Source organism: uncultured Sphaerotilus sp., from assembly GCF_963924895.1.
Taxonomy (GTDB): domain Bacteria; phylum Pseudomonadota; class Gammaproteobacteria; order Burkholderiales; family Burkholderiaceae_C; genus Sphaerotilus.
This window is the reverse complement of sequence record NZ_CAWURG010000003.1, coordinates 182,481-198,424: the sequence shown is the minus strand read 5'-3', so window position 1 is coordinate 198,424 and position 15,944 is coordinate 182,481. Positions and strand designations below refer to the sequence as shown.

Sequence of the window (15,944 nt, the reverse complement as noted above, 5' to 3'; positions counted from 1 at the left end):
CATCCGGCTTATCCGCTGATTCCCCAGCCCACGCCGCTGGCAACCTCCCGGCTGCGCTGCGGCGGTGTGCCCCAGCCCCTCATGTGATGGAGCCCCATGTCCGCCCTGACCGAAGACCAAGCCCGCACCTACATGCACAAGCTGCTGGCCGCGATGGTGCGCGCCGGTGGCTCGGACCTGTTCATCGCCACCGACTTCCCGCCGAGCATCAAGTCGCACGGCAGCATGCAGCCGCTGACCGCGCAGAAGCTCAACGCGGACACCACGCGCCGCCTCGCCCAGGCGCTGATGAACGAGACCCAGCGCCAGGAATTCGAGAGCGAGATGGAGTGCAACTTCGCCATCTCGATCCCCGGCGTGTCGCGCTTCCGGGTCAACGTCTACGTCCAGCAGCAGAGCGTGGGCATGGTGATCCGCACCATCGCGTCGGAAATCCCGAACATCGACAAGCTCAAGCTGCCGTCCAAGCTCAAGGATGTGGTGATGGACAAGCGCGGCCTGGTGCTGGTGGTGGGGGCCACCGGGTCGGGCAAGTCGACCACGCTGGCCGCGATGATCGACCACCGCAACCGCGAGTCCGCCGGCCACATCATCACGGTCGAAGACCCGGTGGAATACGTCCACGCCTCGCGCAAGTCGCTGGTCACCCACCGCGAGGTGGGCGTGGACACCAAGTCGTGGCACCACGCGCTGAAGAACACGCTGCGCCAGGCGCCCGACGTGATCCTGATCGGCGAGATCCGTGACGCCGAGACGATGGAACACGCGATCGCCTTCGCCGAGACGGGCCACCTCTGCCTCGGCACGCTGCACGCCAACAGCGCCAGCCAGACCATCGAGCGGATCATCAATTTCTTCTCCGAGGAACGACGCGCGCAACTGCTGATGGACCTGTCCGCCAACCTGCGCGCCATCGTTTCCCAGCGCCTGGTGCGGCGCGAGGATGGCAACGGCCGGGCCGCGGCCATCGAGATTCTGCTCAACACGCCGACCATCGCCGACCGCATCTTCAAGGGCGAGTTCAACGAGATCAAATCCGTCATGGCCCGCTCGCGCGAGCTGGGCATGTGCACCTTCGATGCGGCCTTGTTCGACCTCTACAACGAGGGCCTGATCAGCTTCGACGACGCGCTGCGCAATGCCGATTCCGCCAACGAGCTGCGCCTGCAGATCAAGCTCAAGAGCCGCCGGGGTGAGCCGCCGTCCTCGGCCTTCATGTCGCTGGACTTCGAGCAGGAACCGAAGCCGGCCGAACCCGAAGCCCCGGCCGCTGGGGCGCGCTGACGCAAGGGCAGGGGGCCGCCACGACGCTGTGGCATCATCCGGCGCCCTCAATTGAAACGCTTGCACATGGACCTGAAACTGCCCATCGCCATCATCGACGAGCTGTCCGACAGCATCATCAAGTCCACCGGGCTGCTGGACATGGCCAGCGGCGAGATCGGCAACGTTCGCTACGAGGACCATGATCTGGAGGCCGACGGTTTCCCGGCCCACGACGAGGACTACGAGTTCACGTCCGGCCTGCTGACCAACGGCAAGAAGGATGTCGAGTTCAGCATCACGGTCGATGTGATGGCCGCGCGCTACTCGGTCACGCCGACCGAGCTGCTCGAGATCAAGAGCCGGGCCGCGAAGCTGTTCTCCGCCGCGCCAGAGTCCGCCGTGGCTGACAAACCGGCGGCCAAGGCCAAACCCGCGGGACGCCGCCCGGCCCGTTGACGGCTGCTCCCGGCCCGGCCATGCGACCACTCGACCGCTGCGCATCGATCGCGACACTGGTGGTCGCGGCGGCCATGCTGGCTGGCTGCGCGGGGGCCCCGGGCGTGTCCCCCAAGACCAGCCGGGTCTATCTGAACGAGGCGTTCGCGTCGACGGAAACCTTCTCGCGGGTCTTCACGTCCGATGTCACGTCCACCTGCGAAGCGGCCCGGCGTGCGCTGCTCAGCCAGGGCTATGTCATCACCTCCGCGGCCCGGGCCGACGCGGTCAATGGCCGCAAGAGCTTCCAGCCGGAAGCCGAGGTCCATGTGCAGATCGAGTTCCACATCGTCTGCGTGCCCGAGGTGACGCCGTCGGCGGCCACCGTGGGCGATCCGCGCTCGACGATCGCCTTCGTCAACGCGGTGCAGGACCGCTACTCCCTCAAGAAGAACCCCAACTCCGCCAGTCTGGGGGTGAGCGCGATCGGGTCGCTGTCGCTGCCGGTGTCCTCCAGCGACGACTCGCTGGTCAAGGTCGCCAGCGAGACGATCCCGGCCGGCGCGTTCTATGACCGGTTTTTCGGGCTGATCGAGCGGTACCTCGACGCACCCTAGGGCCGGTGCCAAGATCCGCCGGGCATGAATGGTGCTATTGTTTCCCAACGACTGGAGAGCACCATGACCGGTTCACGGCCCCCATCCGCCCAGAAGGGACGGGAAGTGCAGGGAACGCGCGCTGACGCGCTGCGGGCCGCATTGCTGCCGACGGTCGAATTCCTGAGCCGCCGCCGCGCCGATCTGATCGACACCTCGCTCATCGAGGACTACGTGGCGCTGAACTGGATGGAGTGGCACGGCGGCAGTCTGCGACTCACGGTCACCGGACGCAATGTGTGCGCGCAGCTGGCCACCCGGGCGAAATGACCACCGGGTCTGCCGATTTGTCAAGATGGCGTTGCAAGAGTAAACTGCGCAAAGGCGCTGCAAAGTTGTTTCGACTTTGCAGCGGTTTTGTTTTTGCGTCGCGCTAGCGCCCATTCACTGGCCGTGTCCCTGTTGGTCGGGTTCCGGCGGCCCAAGAGGACTCGCCTCGCATGCCGGGATACCTGCTCAAGCACGAGATCATCGAGGTGATCGGTGCTGCAACGCTCAACATTCGGTCGTTGCTGGACCGCCAGCAGTTCGCCGATCCGCTGGGAGATGCGCAAGGGCTGGGCATTTCGTCGGCTGCGTGGCCGCTGTTCGGTCTGGTCTGGCCGTCCGGGCTGCATCTGGCAGCGGCCATGGCGATCCGGCCCTTGCGGGTGGCCGAGCGCATTCTTGAAATCGGCTGTGGCCTGGGCCTGGCCAGTCTGGTGGCTCATCGGCGCGGCGTTGATGTCACGGCAAGCGACTGTCATCCACTGGCTGGCAGCTTTCTGCGCGAGAATCTGAGATTGAACGAGTTGCCACCGATGCCGTATTGCCACGGGCATTGGGGTGCGCAGGAGGCGTCGACGAAGGACCTGCAGGTGGACCCCCGCCATGCAGCCTTCGGGCCGCAGGTCGAGGGATTGTTCGACCTGATCATCGGCAGCGACGTGCTCTATGAGCGGGACGATGCAGGGGTGCTGTCGTCCTTCATCGGCCGCCACGGGGCTCCCGTGTGCGAGGTGATGATCATTGATCCCAACCGTGGCAACCGATCGCCGTTTCACCGCCGCATGGCGGCGATGGGTTATGCGCTGCACGAGACACCGATCCGCCGCCTCTTGTCGGCGACGGAGAGTGCGTACAGTGGCCGATTGCTGCATTACCGCCGAGTCGCATCGGCAGCGGGTTCGCCTGGCGGACTCGCGTCTTGAATTCCATCCATTTCACAGGAGGCCCCGTTTGGCCAAAGAAGAACTGATCGCCATGAATGGCAGCGTCACTGAGGTGCTCCCCGATTCGCGTTTTCGCGTGACGCTGGAGAACGGCCATCAACTGATCGCCTACACCTCCGGCAAGATGCGCAAGCACCACATCCGCATTCTGGCGGGGGACGCGGTGTCGCTGGAACTGTCGCCCTACGACATGACGAAGGGCCGTATCACCTTCCGTCACATCGAGCGCCGCGGTCCTGCCCCGTCGCACGGCGGCGCACGCCGTTGATGCATGGAACTGCTCCGCATCGCGGAGCAGTGATGGAACGAGCACCGCCGAGGCGGTCGCCCGTTGGGTGAATTTCTCACATTTGGCTGGCTTGCTGCAGCCAGAGTGTGTGGAAGTACCCGTTTGAGGGGGTGTGGAGCGGGCTTGCAATGCCTAGTCTTGGGGGTATGAACACGATCTGATTTTTCAGATCGATCGAATTAACCCAGATTGCACCCACTCATGTCCGCTTATTCACGTCCTATCAAGTCGCTCGCGCTGGCTCTGGCGCTGCTGCCGGTCTCCGGTCTCGTCCATGCAGCGGGCACGTCGTTTGTTGACGGGCTCGACAGCCAGGACGCCAGCCGCTGGACCCGGTCGAATGATGTGCCGCCTGTCGCTCCGGTGAACAACAGCTGGCGCGCGGACCACATCGCCTTTTCGGGCGGCGAGATGCAGCTCCGCCTGAACACCGCGCCGTGTGCCATGGCGCCGGAGCAGTGCGGCGGCCGGTCGTCTGCGTCGGGCCAGCTGGTCAGCAATGACACCTATGGCTTCGGCCGCTACACCGCGGTGCTCAAGGCCGCAGGCGGGCAGGGCGTGGTCACGGACTTCATGAAGTACAGCGGTTCCGTGGCGGCTGCGCCGACGGACCTGGTCGGCATGCACATCCAGGGCCAGGATCCGACCCGGCTGCAGGTCAGCTACGTTCAGGCGGGTGTCGGGGCGCAGTACCAGACCATCAATCTGGGGTTTGACGCCTCGGCCGGCCTGCACACCTATGCGTTCGACGCGAGCGCTGGCGCGCTGCACTGGTATGTCGACAACAGCGAAGTCTTCAGCATGATGGGTGGCTCGCTGCCCTCGGCCGATGGCTACATCGTCAGCGATGTCTGGGCCGCCAACCCGATCACCGCGCCGCTGTTCGGCAGCTATTCGGGCGCCCCCACACGTGCCTACTTTGACAGCATCGCATTCGAAGCCGCCGTGACGCCCGTGCCCGAGCCGGCCTCGGCCCTGCTGATGTCCGCCGGCGCTGGTCTCCTCGCCTGGCGCCGCCGGCGCGAGGCCCGTGCTGCAGCCCGCACGGCCTGAAAGCAGAAGGCTTCGAACTGCGAGGAGCCACCGTTCCTCGCAGCGGTGTCTGTCCGCCCGAGCGTCGATGGATGCCGCCTTCAACAGGCAACAAAAAAGCCCTTGAGTGTTGATTCTCAGGGGCTTTTTGCTTGTGCCAGCGTTTCGGTCTGGCGAGATGGTTGTGATGGTGGAGAGGAGGAGGATCGAACTCCCGACCTTCGCATTGCGAACGCGACGCTCTCCCAGCTGAGCTACCCCCCCGACACAACGACAGAAACTATATCATGACTTCGCGACGCGTTGCGCGCGCGCCTTGGCCAGCGCGGCCTCGATGATCTGGCGTTTGCGGTCCAGCTCACCCGGTACCTCGGCCTGCTTCGTCAGCGCCTCCAGATGCTCCAGCTTGTGGACCGCCTTGGCTTCCAGCTGCGCTGCATGCTGGAGTCCCGCCCGGCTGCGACGCCCGTTCCGGTCCAGGTATCGGGTGCGGGCTTCCTGGGCCTGGGTATCGGTCCAGGCCAGCCAGCCGGTCCGGCCTGGTGTGGTGACTTCAAGCGAGATGCAGTCGACCGGGCAGGCCGGCAGGCACAACTCGCAGCCCGTGCATTGGGACTCGATGACCGTGTGCATCTGCTTGTGCGTGCCGACGATGCAGTCGACCGGACAGGCCTTGATGCACAGGGTGCAGCCGATGCACCAGCGTTCGTCGATCACGGCAACGGTCAGGGGACCTTCGACGCCGCAGGCGGTGTCCAGCGGCACGACAGCGCGACCGGTCACTGCCGCCAGCCGGACCACGCCTGCCGTGCCGCCAGGCGGGCAGCGGTTGATCTCGGTCTGGCCCGCAGCGATGGCCTCGGCGTAGGTGCGGCAGTCGGGATAGCCGCAGCGGGTGCACTGGGTCTGCGGCAGCAGGGCGTCGATCTGGTCGGCAAGCGTGGGCATGGTCTGGTGGCGTGCGCCCGGTGTCGCAGACGCAAAAAAACGGGGCCGGTTGGTCACCGGCCCCGCATTGTGTCGCAGCGCGAAAACCGCGCGTGGACGGATCAGCTCGTCGCCGTGGACTTCTTGCCCTTGGCCGGCGCGGCAGCAGCAGGTGCTGCGGCTACCGGCGCTGCCGGGGCTGCGGCGATGGCCGGTGCGGCGGCCTGCGCAGGCTGCTGGTGCTGCAGGATGAACTTGCGCACTTCCGGGTAGGCCATCTCGCGCCAGCGGCGGCCGGAGAAGATGCCGTAGTGACCGGCACCCTGCACCAGATAGTGCTGGCGGCGGTCGGCCGGGATGCCGCTGCACAGGCCTTGCGCGGCTTCGGTCTGGCCGGCGCCGGAGATGTCGTCCAGCTCGCCTTCGACGGTCAGCAGCGCGGTGGTCGTGATGTCCTGCGGACGGACCAGTTCACCCTTGACGTTCCAGGTGCCGTAGACCAGCGAGAAGTCCTGGAACACAGTCTTGATGGTTTCGAGGTAGTAGTCCGCGTCCATGTCGAGCACGGCGTTGTACTCGTCGTAGAACTGGCGGTGCGACTCGGCACTGTCGTCATCGCCGCGCACCAGATCCAGGAAGTAATCCCAGTGCGAGTTGGCGTGGCGGTCCGGGTTCATCGCGACGAAGCCGGTGTGCTGCATGAAGCCAGGGTAGACACGGCGACCAGCGCCCGGGTAGTTCTGCGGCACGCGGTAGATCACGTTCTGCTCGAACCAGTCGTGCGTGCGGTTCGTTGCCAGATTGTTCACTGCCGTGGGGCTCTTGCGGGCGTCGATCGGGCCGCCCATCATCGTCATCGTGCGGGGCGTGAACTCGCCGCGCGAGGCCAGCAGCGAGATCGCGGCCAGCACCGGCACCGTCGGCTGGCACACCGAGATCACATTGACCTCCGGGCCGAGCAGGCGGATGAAGTCCTGCACGTAGCCGATGTAGTCGGCCAGGTGGAATTCGCCATCGGCCATCGGCACCATGCGGGCATCGACCCAGTCGGTGATGTAGACCTTGTGGTCCTGCAGCAGCGTGCGCACGGTGTCACGCAGCAGCGTGGAATGGTGGCCGGACAGCGGGGCGACGACCAGCACGATCGGCTGTGCGCGCATGCGCTCCAGCATCTGGGCGTTGTCGGTGTAGCGCTTGAAGCGCAGCAGGCGGCAGAAAGGCTTGGACTCGATCACCTGTTCCTGCACGGCGACGTCGACGCCGTCGACCTGGACCGAGTTGATGCCGAAGGGGGGCTTCTCGTATTCCTTGGTCAGGCGATGCACCAGGTCAAAGCCGGCAGCCATCCGTTGCGAACCGGGGGCCTGGGCGAAGGGAGACAGCGGGTGGCTGTACAGCTTGCCGGTGGCGCTGGCGAATTCGGCAAACGGACTGAGCAACGCGCGTTGCGTTTCGTAGAGTTGGTAAAGCATTGCGATTCCTCTGACTACCGGGGGGCTTCGTCACCGAGTGGGTGGCGAGCGAATATGTTGCACTGCAGCATTGTATGCCTTCGCCGCTTTTTCTGAAGGATGAATCGCAAGTGGCCCGGAATCAAGCAGGCAATTCCCCAAGGTCGGGGGCACCCGTGGCCTGTTGCGCGGAGTTCTGAAATTCCCATGTCAGGATCGCTGGAGGAACTGTTCCAAAAAGCAGCAACCGACCCGCCGGAGAGACGGGTCTGTTGCCGTGGTACTACAAGGTTTGCGTCACCGGGGTGTCACTTCAGGGTCACTTCAACCCGGCGCGCCTCGGCCGCAGAGCCGCTGCCGGTCGACTCGGCGGGCTTGCTCAGCTCGACCTTGTCGTCGGCGACACCGAGCGCCTTGAGGGCGTCCCGCACCGCGAAGGCCCGCAGCTTGGCCAGCTCGGCGTTCTTGGCCGGGTCGCCGCTGGCATCGTGGAAGCCGCTGAGCACGGCCATCTTGCCTTCCCCGACCGCCTTGACGACATCCGCGAGCGCGGCCGGAGCGCCATCCGCCAGCGCCGCCCCGCCGGAGGCGAAGTAGAACTTCACGACGCCGTTCTCGACCTTGATGGAGGCCGCGTCGGCATCGACCGCTGGTGCCGCGACAACCGCCGCCGCCGGGGCCGCTTCCACCTTGGCAGCTGGCGCCGGGGCCGAGCCACCCGACAGCAGGGGCACGATCAGCAGCGCGACGATGTTGATGATCTTGATCAGCGGGTTGATGGCCGGGCCGGCGGTGTCCTTGTAGGGATCGCCCACCGTGTCGCCCGTGACGGCGGCCTTGTGCGCCTCGCTGCCCTTGCCGCCGTGGTGGCCATCTTCGATGTACTTCTTGGCGTTGTCCCAGGCGCCGCCCCCGGTACACATCGAGATCGCGACGAACAGGCCGGTCACGATCGTGCCCATCAGCAAGCCGCCCAGCGCCGCCGGTCCGAGCAGCAGACCCACCAGCACCGGCACGACCACCGGCAACAGGCTCGGCACGACCATTTCCTTGATCGCCGCCGAGGTCAGCATGTCCACCGCGCGGCCGTATTCCGGCTTGGCCGTGCCCTGCATGATGCCGGGGATGTCCCGGAACTGGCGCCGCACTTCCACGACCACGCTGCCGGCCGCGCGGCCGACCGCCTCCATCGCCATCGCGCCGAACAGGTAGGGGATCAGGCCACCGATGAAGAGGCCGACGATCACCAGGTGGTTCGACAGGTCGAAGCTGATGTGCAGGCCACGGGCTTCGAGCGCATGGGTGTAGTCGGCGAACAGCACGAGTGCAGCCAGACCCGCCGAGCCGATCGCGTAGCCCTTGGTCACCGCCTTGGTCGTGTTGCCCACGGCGTCCAGCGGGTCGGTGATGTCGCGCACCGACTTGGGCATCTCGGCCATCTCGGCGATGCCGCCGGCGTTGTCGGTGATCGGGCCGTAGGCGTCGAGGGCGACGACGATGCCGGCCATGCTCAGCATCGAGGTCGCGGCGATGGCGATGCCGTACAGGCCGCCCAGCTGGAACGCGGCCAGGATCGCCAGACAGACGAACAGCACCGGCCACGCGGTCGAGCGCATGGAGACGCCCAGACCGGCGATGACGTTGGTGCCGTGGCCCGTGGTGGACGCTTGCGCGACGTGCTGCACCGGGGCGTACTGCGTGCCGGTGTAGTACTCGGTGATCCAGACCAGCGCCGCGGTCAGCACCAGACCGACGGCACAGGCGCCGAACAGCCGCATCTGGCTGCCCGCGCTGCCCAGCACGTCGTCCGGCACGAACAGCGTCGTGACGAAGTAGAAGGCAATCAGCGACAGCACGCCTGCGACGATCAGGCCCTTGTAGAGCGCCGGCATCACGTTCTTCATGCCGGGGCTGGCCTTGACGACGCTGCAGCCGATGATCGACGCGATGATCGACACGCCACCCAGCAGCAGCGGATAGACCACCGCCACCATCGGCGCCGTGGTGATCAGCAGCGCGCCGAGCACCATGGTCGCGATCAGGGTGACCGCGTAGGTCTCGAACAGGTCGGCCGCCATGCCGGCGCAGTCACCGACGTTGTCGCCCACGTTGTCGGCGATCACGGCCGGGTTGCGCGGGTCGTCCTCGGGGATGCCGGCTTCGACCTTGCCCACCAGATCGGCGCCCACATCGGCGCCCTTGGTGAAGATGCCGCCGCCGAGCCGCGCGAAGATCGAGATCAGCGATGAGCCGAAGGCCAGGCCCATCAGCGGCTTGATCGCGGTGGAGAGGTCCGCGCCCGGTGTCGTGCCACCGCTGGTCAGCACCCAGAACACGATGCCCACGCCCAGCAGGCCCAGGCCGACCACCAGCATCCCGGTGATCGCGCCGCCCTTGAAGGCGATGTTCAGCGCGTCGTTCATGCCGCGGGTGGCGGCCTGCGCGGTGCGGACATTGGCCCGCACCGACACGTTCATGCCGATGAAGCCGCAGGCGCCCGAGAGCACGGCGCCGATGACGAAGGCCACCGCCGTGGGCAGCCCGATGAAGAGCGCGATCAGCACGGCCAGCACCACGCCGACGATGGCGATGGTGCGGTACTGGCGGGCCAGGTAGGCGGCGGCACCCTGCTGGATCGCCATGGCGATCTCCTGCATCCGGGCGTTGCCCGCGTCTTGCCTGAGGATCCAGCTTCGGGTGATGAAGCCGTAAATCACTGCGGCCAGGCCGCAGAGCAGCGCCGCCGTCAGCGCGGTGGTCATGGACATCGGAGTCTCCTTCCTCGTGGGGGTGGGTCGTCGAACTCGGGCAATGATGTCGGGCGTCGCTGGGGTGTCCGCCGCTCTGGTTGAGGGCCATCCTAGGAGAAGCGAAGCGTTAAAACAATCACGCCAGCATGGTGTTTTCCAGCAGTGGAAGCACATTTCCGGTGCATCGGATGGGGACCTTGCCCGGAAGCGGGACTGGCCATGCAAGGTCAGTGCAAGCGCACCCCGTAGAATCCCGAAAATTGTTCGTCCCCACTCGGAAAAACTCCCACATGAGCCTGCACAACGTCACCCCCGGCGCGAAAGCCCCCGAGCAATTCAACGTGGTCATCGAGATCCCGATGAACGCCGATCCGATCAAGTACGAAGTGGACAAGGAAAGCGGCGCGCTGTTCGTGGACCGTTTCATGACGACCGCGATGCACTACCCGTGCAACTACGGCTACATCCCGCGCACCCTGGCGGACGATGGAGACCCGGTCGACGTGCTGGTGATCACCCCGTTCGCGCTGACCCCGGGCGTGGTCGTGACCTGCCGCGCCATTGGCGTGCTGCAGATGGACGACGAAGCCGGCGGCGACGCCAAGCTGCTGGCCGTGCCAATCGACAAGGTCCTGCCGATCTACACCCACTGGCAGAAGCCGGACGACATCAACCCGATGCGCCTGAAGGCCATCCAGCACTTCTTCGAGCACTACAAGGACCTGGAGCCGAACAAGTGGGTCAAGGTCAAGGGCTGGGAAGGCCCGGAAGCCGCCAAGGCCGAGATCGTCAACGGCATGGCCGCGTACGACAAGGCCAACGCGGCCTGATCCGGGTCGCACGGCAATAAGGGAGCCGCAGAGGCTCCCTTTTTTTCGCCCGTAGACTACGGGCATGAACTGGAACCAGGAACTTCTCAACAGCGCCGTCTGGCTCGGCAAGACCTTTGCCATCACGCTGGTGGTCTTCGTGCTCGTGATGGCCGTGCTGGCGCGCACGACGGTGTGGGGGCGGCAGTTCTGGTCGCTCAGCGGCGGCTACTTCTCGCCGAAGCGCAGCTGGCGGCCGCTGCTCGGGGTGGCGCTGCTGCTGCTGTTCACGCTGTTATCGGTGCGCATGAACGTGCTGTTCTCGTTCTGGTACAACGATTTCTACAGCGCGCTGCAGGCGCTCGACCAGCCCAAGTTCTGGTTCAGCCTCAACCTGTTCGGCGTGCTGGCCGCGATCCACGTCGTGCGGGCGCTGCTCAATGCGTACATCAACGGCTCGTTCACCATCCACTGGCGCCAGTGGCTCAACGACCGCACGGTCACCGAGTGGATGGACCACCAGGCCTACTACCTCGGCCGCTTCGCCCAGCCGGGGGTGGACAACCCGGACCAGCGCATCCAGCAGGACGTGACCAATCTGGTGTCGACGACGCTCTCGCTCGCGCTGGGGCTGGTCAGCTCCGTGGTGTCGATGTACGAGTTCACCGGCATCCTGTGGGACCTGTCGGCCTCGATGACGGTGTTCGGCACCGAGGTGCCGCGGGCCATGGTGTATCTGGTCTACCTCTATGTGCTGGTGGCGACGACCTTCGCGATCTGGATCGGCCGCCCGCTGATCGAGCTGAATTTCCTGAACGAGAAACTCACCGCCAACTACCGCTACATGCTGGTCCGGCTGCGCGAATACGGCGAGAGCGTGGCGCTCTACCGGGGCGAGCCGGTCGAGAAGCGCGGCTTGCTGTCGAGCTTCTCCGCGGTGATCGCCAACGCCTGGGCCATGCTCTGGCGGGGCCTGAAGTTCGATGGCTACAACCTCAGCGTGAGCCAGGTGGCGGTGATCTTCCCGTTCATCATCCAGGCGCCGCGCCTGTTCGCTGGCACCATCAAGCTCGGCGACGTGATGCAGACCAGCCAGGCCTTCGGGCAGGTCGAGGGCGCGCTGTCCTTCTTCCGCAGCTCCTACGACGGCTTTGCCGGCTACCGCGCGGTGCTGGACCGGCTGAGCGGCTTCGAGGCCAACGTGAAGGCGTCGTCGGCGCTGGCGCTGCCGCAACTGAAGGACAACCCCGACGCGCTGGTGCTGCGTGGCCTGAGCGTGATGCGGCCCGACGGCCAGCCGCTGACCCGCGACCTCCACCTCACGCTGTCCGCCGGTCAGGCGCTGCTGATCCGTGGCCCGTCCGGCTCCGGCAAGACGACGCTGCTGCGCACGCTGGCAGGCCTGTGGCCGTTCTCGACCGGACAGGCCGAACGTCCGGGCGGCAACGCCTGCCTGTTCCTGTCGCAGCGGCCGTATCTGCCGATGGGCAGCCTGCGCGGCGCGCTGGCCTATCCGGGCGACCAGATCAGCGACGACGCAGCGCGCCCGATCCTCGCCCAGGTGCAGCTGGGCCACCTCGCCGACCAGCTCGACGTGGTGCAGGACTGGTCGCAGGTGCTCTCGCCCGGCGAGCAGCAGCGCCTGGCCTTCGGCCGCGTGCTGGCCAACCGGCCGTCGATCGTCTTCCTCGACGAGGCGACCTCGGCGACCGACAGTGGCCTGGAGCACAGCCTCTATGCGCTGCTGCGCGAGCAACTGCCGAAGGCGATGCTCGTCAGCGTCGGCCACCGCGAGACGCTGGCCGCCTTCCACGACCAGGCGCTCACGCTCGGCCGTGGTGGGGCCTGGAAGCTCGAGTCGGTGTGAACGGCGGGTGCGGGGTCAGGGCCGCGGATCGCTGGCGGCTGGCACCGGCGGCGCCACCGTGTCCCGCGCCATGCAGACCCGGTAGCGCATCTCGCAGCGCTCGGCGAACCACGCCGTGGTCAGCTTGCGCGTGATCTTCGGGCTGTTCAGGTCGATGTCGGGCAACTGCTCGCGGGCGAGTTTCAGGCCGCGCTTGTCAGCGAGCTGGTAGAGGCGCCGGTAGGTCGGCGAGGTCTCGAACTCGAAGCGCTTCTCCAGCTTCAGGTCGCGCTCGATCTGCGCCGCGTTCACGCCCAGCGCGGCCTGCAGCGCCAGCAGTGCGCGCCATGCCTGGCTCGGCTCGGTGCGCGGTGACACCGGCTCGCCCGCCTTGTAGCGCAGCAGGTCGCCGTCCGGGTCGATCTTCTGGCCGGTCAACTGGGACAGCAGCGACTGCACCGCGGCGTTGCGGCTGCTGTAGCGGCCGGCGTTGTAGTCGGCGAAACGGTAGAGCATGCGGTTGTACGAGACCGGGTAGTCCAGCAGCATCGCCGCGCCGAAGTAGAGGCCACCGCGGCGCTTGAACACCTCCTCGCGCGGTGTGCCGGCCGGCCGCCACGGATAGGGCTTGTCGCGCATCTGCTCGCTGGCGAAGGCGACGCTGACCTGCGTGGAGCCGCCCGTGCGCACCGGGTTCTGGCCGCCGGCGAGCTGCGCGCCCAGCGGGATCTCGCGGATCATGTCCTCGTAGAGCATGGACAGCTCGCGCTCGGTACGCAGCCGGTCCAGGCGCTGCTGGTAGGTGCGGCCGTCCGGCGAGGTTTTCGACAGCGCGAGGTCCATCACCGCCTGCGGGATGCCGAAGCGCTCGCGTTTCTTGTCGAGTTCGGCCTTGGCGATCTTCGACAGGTTGGTCACCGGCGGGTCGGCCTGCCAGGTCGATTCCTGCTCGATCACGGCGGCCAGCGCGCAGACCTTGTGGGCCTGCGCGGGGATCGACAGCGCGGCGAAGGCGGTGGCGATGTCGTCGGCCCAGGCGCTGCGCTCGCTGATGTTCGGCGGCAGCACGCGCAGTGCGACGGCGCGCACCTCGCTGGCGCTGACCGGCGGGGGCGCGGGCGGCGGCGGCGGGGCGGGCGGCAGGGGCGGGAGGGGCGGGAGGGCTGGCGGTGGTGGCGGCGCCGGCACGGGAACCGGAGTCGGCACGGGCGTCGGTGCCGGCAGGGGGCGTGGGACCGGGGACGGTACCGTCGTCGTCGGTGGCAGCGTGATCACGGGCGCTGGCGCAGGAGCGGGCGGCAGACGGTCGCTGGGCAGCGTGCCGCAGGCGGCCAGTCCGGCCATCACGGGGGCGAGAGCGGCGAGGCGCAGGGCAGTGTTCATTCGGGGACGATGTCAGCGTGAAGGGCGGTGCCGAGGGTCAGACCACGAACCGCACGATCTGCAGACCGGGTACCGCTGAGAAGTGTTTGACGTTGGCGGTGAGCACTGGCATCTGGTGGATCAGCGCGGTGGCGGCGATCAACCCGTCGCCCATCTGAAGACTGTGGCTGAGCACCAGCGTTTCGACCAGTTCGATCGCCCGGTCGGTGATCGCTTCCGTGATGGGCAGTATGGACATCCGGCGCTGCTGCAGCATTTTCTTGACCGCCGCCATCTCGGCCTTGTTGCGCAAGCCCTGCAGCAGCTCCAGATATGTGACCGCCGAGATCTTGGGTGGATCGGTCAGCGCGTCCAGCGTGCGGAGCGCGGACGGGTTTCCGCGCAAGTGCCAGATCAGCACATCGGTATCGATCAACATCAGGGCTGGCGGCGAGAGCCATCGAGGTTGAAGCGGGACGCCCGCAGTCCACGGACATGGGCTTCCACGTCCGCGATGTCGTCCCGGTCACGCCAGAGGCCAAATGCCGGGTCGGTCGTCGGCTCAGCCGCGTCGGTCGGTGTTTCTGTTTCGATCCGCACGGTGACCCACGCGTCCGAGGCCGACGTCAGTCGATCTCGCCAGGCCACGGGCAATTCCGCAATCGGTACATGCTCGATCACGATGGCGTTCATGGTGCGTTCCTTTCGTGCCACAGGTCCATGGAGGAAAGGTCATTCTGCCTTGAACGGATTACGCTCCCGCAACTCGCCCACATACGCCTCGATCCCCGCCGTTTCCTCGTCCAGAAAGCGCGCCACCGCGTCCGCGAAGCCGGGATGCCGTAGCCAGTGCGCCGACGAGGTCTTCACCGGCAGCAGCCCGCGCGCCATCTTGTGCTCGCCCTGCGCCCCACCTTCGAATCGCACGAACTGTTCGCGCACGCACCAGTCAAGCGGCTCGTGGTAACAGGCGGCGAAGTGCAGGTGCGCGATCGGCTCGGTGCAGCCCCAGTAGCGCCCGTAGGCCACGCGCTGCGCCGGGTCGAGCGCCACCAGCGAGGCCGCGACCCGCTCTCCGCCACGCCGCGCGACGAACAGCAGCCAGTGTTCCGGCATCGTGCACGCCACTTCGGTCCAGAACGCCCGCGTCAGGTAGGGCGTCGAGCGGTGTTCGCGGTAGGTGTTGTCGTAGCACTGGTAGAAGTAGTCCCAGTCGGCCTCGGTGATCTCCGCGCCGCGCAGCGCCTCGAAGGTGACGCCCGCCTCGCGCACATAGCGCCGCTCCTGCTGGATCTTCTTGCGTTTGTCGCGGGTCAGGCTGGCGAGGAAATCGGCGAAGTCGGCGTAGGGCGTTGGCGCTCGGTTCGACCAGTGGAACTGCACGCCTTCGCGCAGCAGCCAGCCCTGGGCCTGCGCGGCGGCGCGGTCGGCGTCATCCAGGAAGAGCAGGTGCGCCGACGACAGGCCCTGGTCACGGGCGAAGGTCTCGATGCCCTGCAGCAGCGTCGCCCGCGCCGCGTCCGAGCGCGCCAGCAGCCGGCTACCGGGGACCGGCGTGAAGGGCACCGCGCCGAGCAGCTTCGGGTAGTAGCGCTGGCCGGCGCGCTGCCAGGCGTCTGCCCAGGCCCAGTCGAAGACGTATTCGCCATAGGAATGGCGCTTCAGGTAGAGCGCCGCGGCGGCCTGCAGCGTGCCGTCCGCGTCGGCCAGCGTCATGAAGACGGGCTGCCAGCCAGTGGCGGTGACGGCACTGCCGCTGCGGTGCAGCGCGGCGAGGAATTCGTGGCGCAGGAAGGGTGTCGGCGCGGGACAGTCGGCGAGCAGGGCGTTCCACGCGTCGGCGTCGAGCGCGGCCGGGTCTTCATGCAGGCGGAGGGTCAAGGTCATGGCCGCGGATGTTCGCATGCCGG

General features: G+C 66.9%; 16 protein-coding genes and 1 tRNA gene. 9 read left to right on the top strand and 8 right to left on the bottom strand.

The features are described from left to right. The first annotated feature begins 96 nt into the window (after positions 1 to 96). From AABN02_RS01675 to AABN02_RS01645, 7 genes are all read left to right on the top strand, one after another. A complete protein-coding gene (locus AABN02_RS01675; RefSeq protein ID WP_338413183.1) occupies positions 97 to 1,284 on the top strand; it encodes a PilT/PilU family type 4a pilus ATPase in 1,188 nt (395 codons plus the stop codon). A gap of 66 nt (positions 1,285 to 1,350) precedes the next feature. Next, entirely contained in the window at positions 1,351 to 1,722 is a 372-nt protein-coding gene (locus AABN02_RS01670; RefSeq protein ID WP_338413182.1) for a hypothetical protein, read from the top strand. A gap of 20 nt (positions 1,723 to 1,742) precedes the next feature. Continuing rightward, entirely contained in the window at positions 1,743 to 2,318 is a 576-nt protein-coding gene (locus tag AABN02_RS01665) for a DUF2242 domain-containing protein (protein ID WP_338413181.1), read from the top strand. A 63-nt stretch (positions 2,319 to 2,381) separates the two neighbouring features. Continuing rightward, positions 2,382 to 2,627, top strand: coding sequence for a hypothetical protein (locus tag AABN02_RS01660; protein ID WP_338413180.1), 246 nt, complete (start codon positions 2,382 to 2,384; stop codon positions 2,625 to 2,627). 170 nt (positions 2,628 to 2,797) lie between these two features. Beyond that, positions 2,798 to 3,547: an SAM-dependent methyltransferase gene (locus AABN02_RS01655; protein ID WP_338413179.1), complete on the top strand. Its 750-nt coding sequence runs from the start codon at positions 2,798 to 2,800 to the stop codon at positions 3,545 to 3,547. A 28-nt stretch (positions 3,548 to 3,575) separates the two neighbouring features. Further along, a complete protein-coding gene (gene infA / locus AABN02_RS01650; protein WP_179634929.1) occupies positions 3,576 to 3,836 on the top strand; it encodes a translation initiation factor IF-1 in 261 nt (86 codons plus the stop codon). A gap of 222 nt (positions 3,837 to 4,058) precedes the next feature. Then, positions 4,059 to 4,910 (top strand): family 16 glycosylhydrolase, encoded by an 852-nt coding sequence (locus AABN02_RS01645; protein WP_338413178.1) that lies wholly within the window; start codon positions 4,059 to 4,061, stop codon positions 4,908 to 4,910. Positions 4,911 to 5,077: 167 nt separating this feature from the next. Here AABN02_RS01645 and AABN02_RS01640 read toward each other — a convergent pair. From AABN02_RS01640 to AABN02_RS01625, 4 genes are all read right to left on the bottom strand, one after another. Beyond that, positions 5,078 to 5,153 (bottom strand) — tRNA-Ala (locus AABN02_RS01640). 21 nt (positions 5,154 to 5,174) lie between these two features. After that, positions 5,175 to 5,837 carry an electron transport complex subunit RsxB gene (gene rsxB / locus AABN02_RS01635; RefSeq protein ID WP_338413177.1) on the bottom strand — a complete coding sequence of 221 codons (663 nt, stop codon included), beginning with the start codon at positions 5,835 to 5,837 and terminating at the stop codon, positions 5,175 to 5,177. A 101-nt stretch (positions 5,838 to 5,938) separates the two neighbouring features. Next, a complete protein-coding gene (gene phaZ / locus AABN02_RS01630; RefSeq protein WP_338413176.1) occupies positions 5,939 to 7,288 on the bottom strand; it encodes a polyhydroxyalkanoate depolymerase in 1,350 nt (449 codons plus the stop codon). Positions 7,289 to 7,575: 287 nt separating this feature from the next. After that, the gene (locus AABN02_RS01625; protein ID WP_338413175.1) at positions 7,576 to 10,035 is read right to left on the bottom strand and encodes a sodium-translocating pyrophosphatase; all 2,460 of its coding nucleotides are present in this window, start codon (positions 10,033 to 10,035) and stop codon (positions 7,576 to 7,578) included. Between the two features lie 272 nt (positions 10,036 to 10,307). Here AABN02_RS01625 and ppa point away from each other — a divergent pair, with 272 nt between their 5' ends. Continuing rightward, positions 10,308 to 10,847 (top strand): inorganic diphosphatase, encoded by a 540-nt coding sequence (gene ppa / locus AABN02_RS01620; protein ID WP_338413174.1) that lies wholly within the window; start codon positions 10,308 to 10,310, stop codon positions 10,845 to 10,847. A 64-nt stretch (positions 10,848 to 10,911) separates the two neighbouring features. After that, entirely contained in the window at positions 10,912 to 12,693 is a 1,782-nt protein-coding gene (locus AABN02_RS01615; RefSeq protein WP_338413173.1) for an ABC transporter ATP-binding protein/permease, read from the top strand. Between the two features lie 15 nt (positions 12,694 to 12,708). Here the strand turns inward: AABN02_RS01615 and AABN02_RS01610 are convergent, their stop codons facing one another. Genes AABN02_RS01610 through AABN02_RS01595 form a run of 4 tightly spaced genes read right to left on the bottom strand, consistent with a single transcriptional unit; the run spans position 12,709 to position 15,921 of the window. After that, the gene (locus AABN02_RS01610; protein ID WP_338413172.1) at positions 12,709 to 14,055 is read right to left on the bottom strand and encodes a DUF1615 domain-containing protein; all 1,347 of its coding nucleotides are present in this window, start codon (positions 14,053 to 14,055) and stop codon (positions 12,709 to 12,711) included. A gap of 37 nt (positions 14,056 to 14,092) precedes the next feature. Beyond that, complete coding sequence (locus AABN02_RS01605) at positions 14,093 to 14,473, bottom strand: type II toxin-antitoxin system VapC family toxin (protein WP_338413171.1); 381 nt, start codon at positions 14,471 to 14,473, stop codon at positions 14,093 to 14,095. After that, positions 14,473 to 14,727: a hypothetical protein gene (locus AABN02_RS01600; RefSeq protein WP_338413170.1), complete on the bottom strand. Its 255-nt coding sequence runs from the start codon at positions 14,725 to 14,727 to the stop codon at positions 14,473 to 14,475. Before AABN02_RS01600 ends, AABN02_RS01605 begins: the two co-directional genes overlap by 1 nt. Positions 14,728 to 14,766: 39 nt before the next feature. After that, positions 14,767 to 15,921: a GNAT family N-acetyltransferase gene (locus AABN02_RS01595; protein WP_338413169.1), complete on the bottom strand. Its 1,155-nt coding sequence runs from the start codon at positions 15,919 to 15,921 to the stop codon at positions 14,767 to 14,769. Positions 15,922 to 15,944: the final 23 nt, after the last annotated feature.